This window comes from Pseudomonas sp. HMSC08G10 (genome assembly GCF_001808425.1).
Lineage (GTDB): Bacteria > Pseudomonadota > Gammaproteobacteria > Pseudomonadales > Pseudomonadaceae > Aquipseudomonas > Aquipseudomonas guariconensis.
The window spans coordinates 107,669-118,295 of record NZ_KV793302.1; the positions used below are offsets into that span (position 1 = coordinate 107,669).

At 62.3% G+C, this 10,627-nt stretch carries 8 protein-coding genes, 1 tRNA gene and 2 pseudogenes; 7 read left to right on the forward strand and 4 right to left on the reverse strand.

Annotation, left to right across the window (positions count from 1 at the left end; all coding sequences use genetic code 11):
- The first annotated feature begins 99 nt into the window (after positions 1 to 99).
- From HMPREF3173_RS09500 to HMPREF3173_RS09510, 3 genes are read left to right on the forward strand one after another with little or no spacing between them, the layout of a single operon-like run.
- Complete coding sequence (locus HMPREF3173_RS09500) at positions 100 to 1,707, forward strand: carboxyl transferase domain-containing protein (RefSeq protein ID WP_070572613.1); 1,608 nt, start codon at positions 100 to 102, stop codon at positions 1,705 to 1,707.
- Between the two features lie 3 nt (positions 1,708 to 1,710).
- The gene (locus tag HMPREF3173_RS09505) at positions 1,711 to 2,523 is read left to right on the forward strand and encodes a gamma-carboxygeranoyl-CoA hydratase (protein ID WP_070572615.1); all 813 of its coding nucleotides are present in this window, start codon (positions 1,711 to 1,713) and stop codon (positions 2,521 to 2,523) included.
- Positions 2,520 to 4,472, forward strand: coding sequence for an acetyl/propionyl/methylcrotonyl-CoA carboxylase subunit alpha (locus HMPREF3173_RS09510; RefSeq protein ID WP_070572617.1), 1,953 nt, complete (start codon positions 2,520 to 2,522; stop codon positions 4,470 to 4,472). Before HMPREF3173_RS09505 ends, HMPREF3173_RS09510 begins: the two co-directional genes overlap by 4 nt.
- A gap of 47 nt (positions 4,473 to 4,519) precedes the next feature.
- Here the strand turns inward: HMPREF3173_RS09510 and HMPREF3173_RS09515 are convergent, their stop codons facing one another.
- Positions 4,520 to 5,173: a LexA family protein gene (locus HMPREF3173_RS09515; RefSeq protein ID WP_070572639.1), complete on the reverse strand. Its 654-nt coding sequence runs from the start codon at positions 5,171 to 5,173 to the stop codon at positions 4,520 to 4,522.
- Between the two features lie 130 nt (positions 5,174 to 5,303).
- Here HMPREF3173_RS09515 and HMPREF3173_RS09520 point away from each other — a divergent pair, with 130 nt between their 5' ends.
- The 3 genes from HMPREF3173_RS09520 to HMPREF3173_RS09530 all read left to right on the forward strand — a co-directional run bounded on the left by HMPREF3173_RS09520 (position 5,304) and on the right by HMPREF3173_RS09530 (position 7,820).
- Positions 5,304 to 5,621, forward strand: a complete 318-nt coding sequence (locus tag HMPREF3173_RS09520) for a hypothetical protein (RefSeq protein ID WP_070572620.1) — start codon at positions 5,304 to 5,306, stop codon at positions 5,619 to 5,621.
- A gap of 431 nt (positions 5,622 to 6,052) precedes the next feature.
- A complete protein-coding gene (locus HMPREF3173_RS09525; protein ID WP_070572622.1) occupies positions 6,053 to 6,565 on the forward strand; it encodes a DUF4880 domain-containing protein in 513 nt (170 codons plus the stop codon).
- A 106-nt stretch (positions 6,566 to 6,671) separates the two neighbouring features.
- Positions 6,672 to 7,820: a M14 family metallopeptidase gene (locus HMPREF3173_RS09530; RefSeq protein ID WP_070572625.1), complete on the forward strand. Its 1,149-nt coding sequence runs from the start codon at positions 6,672 to 6,674 to the stop codon at positions 7,818 to 7,820.
- Positions 7,821 to 7,990: 170 nt separating this feature from the next.
- On the opposite strand, the gene HMPREF3173_RS09535 is transcribed toward HMPREF3173_RS09530, so the two are convergent.
- Positions 7,991 to 8,065, reverse strand: a tRNA-Gln gene (locus tag HMPREF3173_RS09535).
- Between the two features lie 272 nt (positions 8,066 to 8,337).
- Here HMPREF3173_RS09535 and HMPREF3173_RS09540 point away from each other — a divergent pair.
- Positions 8,338 to 8,580, forward strand: coding sequence for a DUF465 domain-containing protein (locus HMPREF3173_RS09540; RefSeq protein ID WP_043212077.1), 243 nt, complete (start codon positions 8,338 to 8,340; stop codon positions 8,578 to 8,580).
- An 88-nt stretch (positions 8,581 to 8,668) separates the two neighbouring features.
- Here HMPREF3173_RS09540 and HMPREF3173_RS25260 read toward each other — a convergent pair.
- Together HMPREF3173_RS25260 and HMPREF3173_RS25265 are read right to left on the reverse strand one after the other, a co-directional pair.
- Positions 8,669 to 9,187: pseudogene (locus HMPREF3173_RS25260) on the reverse strand (methyl-accepting chemotaxis protein); the annotation flags it as partial.
- A gap of 339 nt (positions 9,188 to 9,526) precedes the next feature.
- Positions 9,527 to 10,552: pseudogene (locus HMPREF3173_RS25265) on the reverse strand (cache domain-containing protein); the annotation flags it as partial.
- Between the last annotated feature and the right edge of the window lie 75 nt (positions 10,553 to 10,627).

Below are 10,627 nucleotides of genomic sequence, written 5' to 3' on the forward strand. Positions count from 1 at the left end.
AGCGACAAGCAGCAAGACAAACAGCGATGCGCGCTTGCAGCCACAACACTGAACATTCTTGCAGCTTGAAGCTTGAGGCTTGATTCTGCGCGAGGAGTCATGATGATCCTGAAGTCACAGTTGAACGTTAAATCACCAGAGTTCGCGCAGAACTGGAGCGCCATGGCGGCCCAGGTCCAGGCTCTGCGTACCCTGCTCGCCCAGGTCAACCAAGGCGGCGGCCCCAAGGCCCAGGAGCGGCATACCTCGCGAGGCAAACTGTTGCCACGCGAGCGCATCGATCGCCTGCTCGACCCAGGCTCGCCCTTCCTCGAGATCGGCCAGTTGGCCGCCCACGAGGTCTACGGCGAAGACGTACCCGCCGCTGGCGTGATCGCCGGCATCGGTCGTATCGAAGGGGTCGAGTGCATGATCGTAGCCAACGACGCCACGGTCAAAGGCGGCTCCTATTACCCGCTGACGGTGAAAAAACACCTGCGCGCCCAGACCATTGCACTGCAGAACCGCCTGCCCTGCATCTACCTGGTGGACTCCGGCGGCGCCAACCTGCCCCGCCAGGACGAGGTCTTCCCGGACCGCGAGCACTTCGGGCGGATTTTCTTCAACCAGGCCAACATGAGCGCGCAAGGTATCCCGCAGATCGCCGTGGTCATGGGCTCGTGCACCGCAGGCGGCGCCTATGTGCCGGCCATGGCCGACGAAGCGATCATGGTGCGCCAGCAGGCGACCATCTTCCTTGCCGGCCCCCCTCTGGTGAAGGCTGCTACCGGTGAGGTGGTCAGCGCCGAAGACCTGGGCGGCGCCGACGTGCATTGCCGCACCAGCGGTGTGGCCGACCACTACGCCGACAACGATGAACACGCCCTGGCCCTGGCCCGGCGCAGCGTGGCCAACCTCAACTGGCGCAAGCTCGGCCACGTGCAGCGCCAGGCACCCATCGCCCCGCTGTACGACGCCCAGGAGCTGTACGGCGTGGTCCCGTCCGACGCCAAGCAGCCGTTCGACGTGCGCGAAGTCATCGCTCGCCTGGTCGATGGCTCGGTGTTCGATGAGTTCAAGGCCTTGTTCGGTACCACACTTGTGTGCGGCTTCGCCCACCTGCATGGCTACCCGGTGGCGATCCTGGCCAACAACGGCATCCTCTTTGCCGAGGCCGCGCAAAAAGGCGCGCACTTCATCGAGCTGGCCTGCCAACGCGGCATCCCGCTGCTGTTCCTGCAGAACATCACAGGCTTCATGGTCGGCAAAAAGTATGAAGAAGGCGGCATCGCCAAGCATGGCGCCAAGCTAGTGACCGCGGTGGCCTGCGCCCAGGTGCCGAAGTTCACCGTGATCATCGGCGGCAGCTTCGGTGCCGGCAACTACGGCATGTGCGGTCGCGCCTACGACCCGCGCTTCTTGTGGATGTGGCCCAACGCACGCATCGGCGTAATGGGGGCCGAACAAGCTGCTGGCGTGCTGGCGCAGGTCAAGCGCGAACAGAGCGAACGCGCCGGCACGGCTTTCAGCGCCGAGGAAGAGGCCAAGCTCAAACAGCCGATCCTCGACCAGTACGAACGCCAGGGCCACCCCTACTACTCCAGCGCACGGCTATGGGACGACGGCGTCATCGACCCGGCGCAGACCCGCGATGTGCTCGGCCTGGCGTTGTCCGCCGCGCTGAACGCCCCGATCGAACAGAGCCGCTTCGGCATTTTCCGGATGTGACCCATGAGCGATTTCAGCACCCTGGAAGTCATCAAGGACCCTCGCGGCTTCGCCACCTTGTGGCTAAGCCGCGAAGACAAGAACAACGCCTTCAACGCGCAGATGATCCGCGAACTGATCGTCGCCCTGGACCAGCTCGCCGAGGACGCCAGCCTGCGCTTTGTGCTGCTGCGCGGCCGCGGCCGGCATTTCAGCGCAGGTGCCGATCTGGCCTGGATGCAACAATCGGCACAGCTGGACTTCAACACCAACCTGGACGACGCCCATGAGCTGGGCGAGCTGATGTACGCCCTGCACCGCCTCAAGGCACCGACCCTGGCGGTGGTGCAAGGCGCGGCCTTCGGTGGCGCCCTGGGCCTGATCAGTTGCTGCGACATGGCCATCGGCGCCGAGGACGCACAACTGTGTCTCTCGGAAGTGCGCATCGGCCTCGCGCCAGCGGTGATCAGCCCGTTCGTGGTCAAAGCCATCGGCGAGCGCGCCGCCCGCCGCTATGCCCTGACCGCCGAGCGCTTCAGCGGCGTGCGCGCCCGCGAGCTGGGATTGCTGGCCGAGGTCTACCCGGCCAACGAGCTGGACGCTCAGGTCGAGGTCTGGGTCGACAACCTGCTGCTCAACAGCCCCCAGGCCCTGCGCGCCACCAAGGACTTGCTGCGCGAAGTCGACGACGGCGAGCTGAGCCCGGCCTTGCGCCGCTACTGCGAAAACACCATCGCCCGCATCCGCGTCAGCCCCGAAGGCCAGGAGGGCCTGCGCGCCTTCCTGGAAAAACGCCGCCCCGCCTGGCAAGCCAACGAGAAGGAACCGCGCCCATGAGCCGTCCCACCTTGACCTCCCTGCTGGTCGCCAACCGCGGCGAGATCGCCTGCCGGATCATGCGCACCGCCAAAGCCATGGGCCTGACCACGGTCGCCGTGCACAGCGCCACCGACCGCGATGCCCGCCACAGTCGCGAGGCAGATATTCGCATCGACCTGGGCGGCACCAAGGCTGCCGAAAGCTACCTGGTGATCGACAAACTCATCGCCGCAGCCAAGGCCAGCGGCGCCCAGGCCATTCACCCAGGCTATGGCTTCCTCTCGGAGAACGCAGGTTTCGCCCGCGCCGTCGAGCAGGCCGGCCTGATCTTCCTCGGCCCACCGGCCAGCGCTATCGATGCCATGGGCAGCAAGTCGGCGGCCAAGGCGCTGATGGAAAGCGCCGGCGTCCCGCTCGTGCCGGGTTACCACGGTGATGCACAAGATCTGGAAACTTTCCGCGCCGCCGCCGAGCGCATCGGCTATCCGGTACTGCTCAAGGCCAGTGCCGGCGGTGGCGGCAAAGGCATGAAAGTGGTCGAGGAAGAAAGCCAGCTGGCCGACGCCCTGGCCTCGGCACAGCGCGAGGCGCAATCGTCGTTCGGCGATGCGCGCATGCTGGTGGAAAAGTACGTGCTCAAGCCGCGCCACGTGGAAATCCAGGTGTTCGCCGACCAGCACGGCAATTGCCTGTACCTCAACGAGCGCGACTGCTCGATCCAGCGTCGTCATCAGAAAGTGGTCGAAGAAGCCCCCGCGCCAGGCCTGTCGCCTGACCTACGCCGGGCCATGGGCGAGGCGGCGGTGCGCGCCGCTCAGGCCATCGGCTATGTCGGTGCCGGCACCGTGGAATTCCTGCTCGATGCCCGTGGCGAGTTCTTCTTCATGGAGATGAACACCCGCCTGCAAGTCGAGCACCCGGTCACCGAAGCCATCACCGGCCTGGACTTGGTGGCCTGGCAGATCCGCGTGGCCTGTGGCGAACCTCTGCCGATCACCCAGGCGCAGGTGCCACTGATCGGTCATGCCATCGAGGTGCGGCTGTATGCCGAAGACCCCGCCAACGAGTTCCTACCGGCCACCGGTACCCTTGCGCTGTACCGCGAATCGGCTCCAGGCGAAGGCCGCCGAGTGGACAGCGGCGTGAGCGAGGGGGATGCCGTCTCGCCGTTCTATGACCCCATGCTGGGCAAGCTGATCGCCTGGGGCGAGGACCGCGAACAGGCCCGCCTGCGCCTGCTGGCCATGCTCGACGAGTTCGCCATCGGCGGGCTGAAGACCAATATCGCCTTCCTGCGCCGCATCCTGGCGCACCCGGCCTTCGCCGCGGCCGAACTGGACACGGGCTTCATTCCACGCCACCAGGCCGAGCTGCTGCCAGCCCCCGCTGCCTTATCTGCGGCGTTCTGGCAAGCCGCCGCCGAGGCCTGGTTGCAGGGCAGTCCCACGCACCAACGTCAGGACGATCCCGGCTCCCCCTGGGCCCGGCATGACGGCCTGCGCCTGGGCCTGCCGGCGCGTAGCAGCCTGCATCTGAGCAGTGGCGGACAGGACCAGGCCGTAGCCCTGGAATACAACGCACCGTCCACCTGGCAACTACAGGGCGAGCACCTGTGCCATGAGCAGGACGGCCTGCGTCGTCGCTGCCTGGCCATTCGTCGAGGTGACGCGCTGTATCTGCAATGGAATGGCGAAATGCACACGGTCAACGCCTTCGACCCGATCGCCGAGGCCGAAGCCAGCCATAGCCATCAAGGCGGCCTGAGCGCCCCCATGAACGGCAGTATCGTACGTGTGCTGGTGGAGCCGGGCCAGGCCGTGGAGGCTGGCACCGCGCTGATGGTGCTCGAAGCGATGAAGATGGAACACAGCATCCGCGCACCGCATGACGGCACGGTCAAGGCGCTGTTTTGTCAGGAGGGTGACATGGTCAGCGAAGGGGCGGTGCTGGTGGAATTGGCTGAGTAAACACAAAGGGGCCGCTGCGCGATGGATTGCGCAGCGGCCCCTGCCGATCAGAACTTGCCGTGCACGCGAACCACGACGCCGAGAAACTCGCAGCCCTCTTCGCACAGCACTGTGGGATACCGGGTATTGAGCGGCCTGAGCATCCGCTCTCCGCCTTCTTCGATCAATTGCCTCAACACCGCGGCCTTGCCCGGCTGACGGGCGATCACCAGCTTTCCAGGCGCCACCTCAAGCCCAGTATCCACGAGGATGAGCATTCCCTGGGGCACACTCACACCGCTTGCGGCATTCATCGAATCGTTTTCAACCGGCAGCCAGAATGCGTTACCGGCTGGCATGTAGTCACTCTGCTCGTGCACTTCGGCGGTTTCAGGCAATTTGCCCTGTAGATCGCTCCAGGCCAGTACCGGAAGCCGAAAACTGGCATAGCGCAACGCTTCGCCCGATATTGGCCGCCCTGTCGCGTAGACCCCAGGTGCTTCGCGCAACAGGTTGCGCTCCACCACCATGACTTGGGCTTGCAGGTACACCAGCCCGAGTTTTTCCAGTTTTTCGTTGATGGTCGCCAGCGTGGGTTTTCGGGTACCGCGCAACCAATGGCCTACACCGCCCTGGGTCATGCCCAGACGTTCAGCGAGTTTGAGCTGGTTGAGCTTGTGTTCACGCTTGTAGCGCGCAAGAAATTCGTTCCAGTTTTCCATGGCGGAGAACAATACGGACTGCATCTGCCGCATCAATACACATCCTGAATTATCTTCAATGAGATAAATAATACACGCTGACCTATGCTGCGTATTCACCACTCCCAAGTGAATATCAACAGGTATCAGGATGAAACCATCGAAAAACGACGAAACAGATCTCGACAGCGAAGCAGCCCGCCGCGCCCTGGACTACTACCTTAATCCTACGCCGCCCCGCCCCAATCTGGACAACAAGATCTGGACGCTACATGAAGGCGTAAGCGCTGCACAGGCCCGGGATCATGCCCTGGCGCTGTTGCGCTGCGCGGCGGCCACCGCGCACGAAACAGCCACTCACCAGCCCCAGGGTATGACCCGGGAGGTGATGTTCGCATTGATGCACATGATGACCATGGCCAGGGCGTTGCTGGAGCACGAGCAAGCGTCAGGAAAGGCCGAGAGATGAGCAAGACGTGATGGCCGACGAGCGGTGAAGCGCCCGTATTCCGGCTATCAGGGAGCCGCCCGGTAATATTTTTTTACCAGGAAGGGGAAAATTCATTTGACTGGCAAATGATAACGATTATTATTGCACTCAGCTGGTCGCGAGACCTGCTGGATAACCTGGAAGCCCTTAGGTCGGACTCTCAGATTATCTCCTCATCAGGCTAATCACGGTTTTTGACCCGGCTTTTCGCCGGGTCATTTTTTTGGCTCTTCAGGCTAATGAAGATCGGTACCGCTTGATGGCCGCGAGGATAGCAAAGGTATGTCAAATCTTGAACGGGTGTTGCAGCGTTTTACGAAATCAGCACTTGAGAATCAATATCGTTACGATTAATCTAACGGCGCATCACGGAAGATGCCCCCTACTCCATTTTGAGCAAGGAGCTGTCCATGACCCGTCTGTTGCTGCCTCTGGAACATGACACCGCCTTGCAGGCGCCAACCGGCGACGCCTTGCTCCATGGCCTGCAGCGCCTGCCACGGCGCGCGCAACAGGTTTTTCTGCTCAACCGCCTCGACCAGTTGGACCTTGCGAACATCGCCCAGCGTCTCGACCTCTCGCTATTGGCCATTGAGCGCCACCTGAATCAGGCCTTGCAAACCACCTGCACTCCAGGCGACGCCCTCGCCCGCACTGCGGGGCAATGGTACATCCACTTGCAGAACCCCGAGGCGACCGCCTGCGAACGCATCGACTTTCGCCGCTGGCTCGACGCCGCCCCGGAACACCTGCACGCTTTTCACGAGACCGAACTGCGATGGCGCAGCCTGCTCGCCCCAGCCCGCCAATTGGGCCATGACGGCTGGTACCGCCATGGCCGGGCAGCACTGTCGCTGGGCGGTTGTACGATCGTGGTCGGGTTGGGTGTGGCAGCCTTGGCCTTGCTCGGCTTCTTGACCTGAATCCCAGGCCATTGGGCAAGCAGTTCTTTCCTACAGGATTTAGTCGCCCAGCCTTCTGGCCAAGCGGTGTACAGTAACGCCACAACAAAGCCACAGGAGTCTGGCAATGACCGTGACGCTGTCCCCGCTGCAGATCGACTGCGATTTCGATTCCGGCAATATCCAGGCACTGGACATCCGCGACCCGAGCCGCGTGCGCTTGGCCATCCGCCCCGATACCAACAGTGGCCATTTCCAGTGGTTCCACTTCAAGGCCAGCGGCCTGACCCCGGGCCAGACCCATCGCTTCAGCCTCGATAACGCTAGCCAGTCCTCCTATAACAAGGCCTGGCACGGCTATCAGGCCGTGGCATCCTACGATCAACAGCACTGGTTTCGCATCCCCAGCCAGTTCGACGGCCAAGCCCTGGTGTTCGAACTTCAAGCCAAGGCCCCGCAGGCCTGGTTCGCCTATTTCGAACCCTACCCCCGCGCCCGCCACAACCAACTGATCGAACGAGCCAAGCAACTGCCGGCCGTCGAGCTGCTGGCCTGCGGTCGTAGCGTGCAAGGCCGCGATATCCCGCTGCTGCGCGCAGGCGACGGCGTACCAGGCAAGCGCAAGCTGTGGCTGATCGCTCAGCAGCACCCTGGCGAGCACATGGCGGAATGGTTCATGGAGGGCGTCATAGACCGTCTGCAAGCCAACGACAGCACTGTCCAGTCACTGCTCGCGGCCGCCGACCTGTACCTGATCCCGAACATGAACCCTGATGGCGCCTTCCTCGGCCATCTGCGCACCAACTTCAAGGGCAAGGACCTCAACCGCGCATGGCAGGACGCCAGCGTCGAGCTCAGCCCCGAGGTCTTCTTCGCCCAAAGCCAGATGAAACAGCACGGGGTGGATGCGTTCATCGATGTGCATGGCGACGAGGAAATCCCACATGTCTTCACCGCCGCCTGCGAAGGCAACCCGGGCTACACGCCCCGCCTGGCGAAGCTAGAGGAGCAGTTTCGCTCCACACTGTGCAGCATCACACGGGACTTCCAGACCGTGCACGGCTATACCCGCGACGAGCCCGGTCAGGCCAACATGACACTGGCCTGCAACGCCGTCGGCCAAGCCTATGATTGCCTTTCACTGACGCTGGAGATGCCGTTCAAGGATCACGACGATGCGCCCAACGCCATTACCGGCTGGTCGGGCGAGCGATCCAAAGCGCTGGCTGGCGCCGTGTTGGAAACCTTGGAGAAGATGGTCAAGGAATTGCGCTGAAGCATTCTGGCTCTATCGCGGGACGAGCCCGCTCCTACAGGGAGCAGCCTTGTGCTTGTTCCGCGATGGCAGCCGGATAAGCGCCACGAGGCTCAATCGCTATACGAGCGAAAGACACTAGAAGACAGTGCGCCAAGGCAAAGAGGAATATCGAGAAGATATGTGAAAAATGGCAGGGGCGGCTGGATTCGAACCAACGCATGGCAGGATCAAAACCTGCTGCCTTACCGCTTGGCGACGCCCCTGTATCGGATGCGACGAGTGCATGAGCACTGTCGTTCTGACGGTTCGCTGACAACGACGTTGAGCCGCTGTGCTGGAATGGCCGGCACTATACCAACACTCGACTCACCTGGGAACCCCCGGAATGAAAAAAATTGCCTTAAAACAGCAAGTTAGTCTTCCCCGCTGATTCCTGCCCTGGCCATCCGTCGTATTTTTTGCGCCTCGCTTTAACAACCGCGTGTTCGCCCCTTCCAATCAGGTAAGAAAACCTGCGCATTACAAGGAGGGCGCTATGCCAGTTTCCCACGACCTATACCAGGACCTGCACTATCCCCGCGAAATCGTCCAGCAGCGGCGCCAACAGGACAAAGAGCTGGACCGGCTGCTGGATGAATATGTGGATATCGACAATCAGGTTTTGGCGGCCGAATCGATCTCGGCAGGCATTGCCGATGACGACGACCTGCGGCGCCTCAAGGAAAGGCGCCTGGCGGTCAAATACATGATAGAGCGACAACTCGAGCGTAAAGCGTGAGCCCTGTGGGGCTGCTTCGCAGTCCCCGCCAGTTGACGACTGGTCGCACCGTGCTCCTTGCGCTATGCAGAGAGTTGTCAGGCACCGCTCATATCCGGAAGCGGCTGAGCAGGCGGTCCTGTTGACTTACATGGTCGACCATCACCGAGCACTGGCTGACTTGCTGCCGCGCACCGCCGGACACTTCCAGGCCGATGTCGCGAATGTTGGTGGTATTGCGGTTGATCTCTTCGCTGGTGGCGCTCTGCTGCTCGGCAGCGGCGGCGATCTGCAGGTTCATGTCATTGATGCGGTAGATCGCCTCGCGAATGCGGCCGAGGGTCTCATTGGCCGCATTGGCATCCTCGGCAGTCTTGCTGGCGGCATCGCGGCTTTGCTGCATGCGCATCTGGGCCTGGCGCACACCCGCTTGCAACTGGTCAATCATCAGGCGGATCTCCTGGGTCGATTGCTGAGTGCGCGAAGCCAGCGAACGCACCTCATCGGCCACCACGGCGAATCCGCGCCCGGACTCCCCGGCACGCGCGGCCTCGATCGCGGCGTTGAGTGCGAGCAGGTTGGTCTGGTCGGCAATGCTGGTGATGACCGAGAGGATCGACTCGATGCTGTGGCTTAGGGCGGACAACTCGTTGATGGCCTGCCCGGTGGTGTTCATTTCCTCGGCCAGGCCGTTGATGGCCCCGGTCGAGCGCAACACCAGCGCCACACCGCTCTCAGTCTGATCGTGTGCGGCCACCGCGGCTTGGGCAGCGGCCTGGGCATTGCGCGCCACGTCCTCGGCGGTGGAGGCCATTTCGTTCATGGCGGCGGCGAGTTGATCGAGCTCCTGCAACTGCAATTGCACGCGGCTGGCCGCCTGGTTTGCCTCGTGGGAAGTAGCCGAAGTGCTCTCGCGCACCTGTTGTGAGGTCTGCTGCACATCGCCGATCAACGTCTTGAGGTTGCCCAAAAATTGATTGAACTCCACCGACACCAGCGCCACTTCATCGTTGCCGGACACCGGTAGTTGACGCGTCAGGTCGCCGTTACCACGGTTCATGTCGGCCAGCGAGGCCTTGAGCCGATCCAAGGGTAACAACAAGCGCCGCACTAACAGGCCCAGCACCAGCAGGCTCAGAAGCACACCCAATCCGGTGCCGACTGCCGCTCGCCAGGTCAGTTGATGACTGGCGACCATGACGATGCCTTCATCCAGTACCACGCCGATGTACCAGTGCATGCCTTGGAGGTTGGACAACGGAATGAACGACACCAGCAAGGACTTGCCATCCACCTCGATCGACTGAAGCTGGCCTTCCAGAGGCGGCTGTGCGCCGCCGAACAACGCGCTGTAGGGCTTGCCGTTGAGCTGGGCATCAGGGTGGGAAATGATATTGCCGTTCTGGTTCAGCAAGAAGGCATAGCCCGCGCCGCTGAAGCCCAGGGTATTGATGGCCTCGGTGACGGTGTCGAGATGGATATCGCCGCCCAGCACACCGGCAATCCGCCCATCGTCTGTGATTCTGCTGACAGCCGAGATCAACACTTTCCCCGTTGAGGAATCCTGATAGGGCTCGGTCAGCACTGCCTGGCTGCTCCCCTCCCCGGTCGCATACCAAGGACGCGTGCGACCGTCATAACCTGGTTTGGGTTTCCAGGCATCCAGGTCGCCAATGGGTTTGCCATCGACCTGCAGGGCACCGAACACCAGTGCGAACTCCTGCTTCAACAAAGGTGAATCGGTGATGCGCTGGACGGTTTGCTGGCTGACGGGGCTGGCGATGGATTGGACCGTCAAGTCCATCAGGTGCAGCTTGCCGTTGAGCCAGTTCTCGATCTGCCTTGCAACGGCCGTGCTCGATTCGAGGATGCTTTCTCCCGCTTGTGCGCGTAGCACTGTGCGCACCTGGCTGACCTGGGCCAAGGACAACAGGCTGGTGGTGATCAACAACACACAGGCAGCGGCGAGGCTGACCTTGTACCGGATTTTCATCAAGACTCCACGAGAAATCGTTAAGGCGGTGATAACTTTTTCGCGGGTAAACCCAGCCCCACAGCACAAGCACTG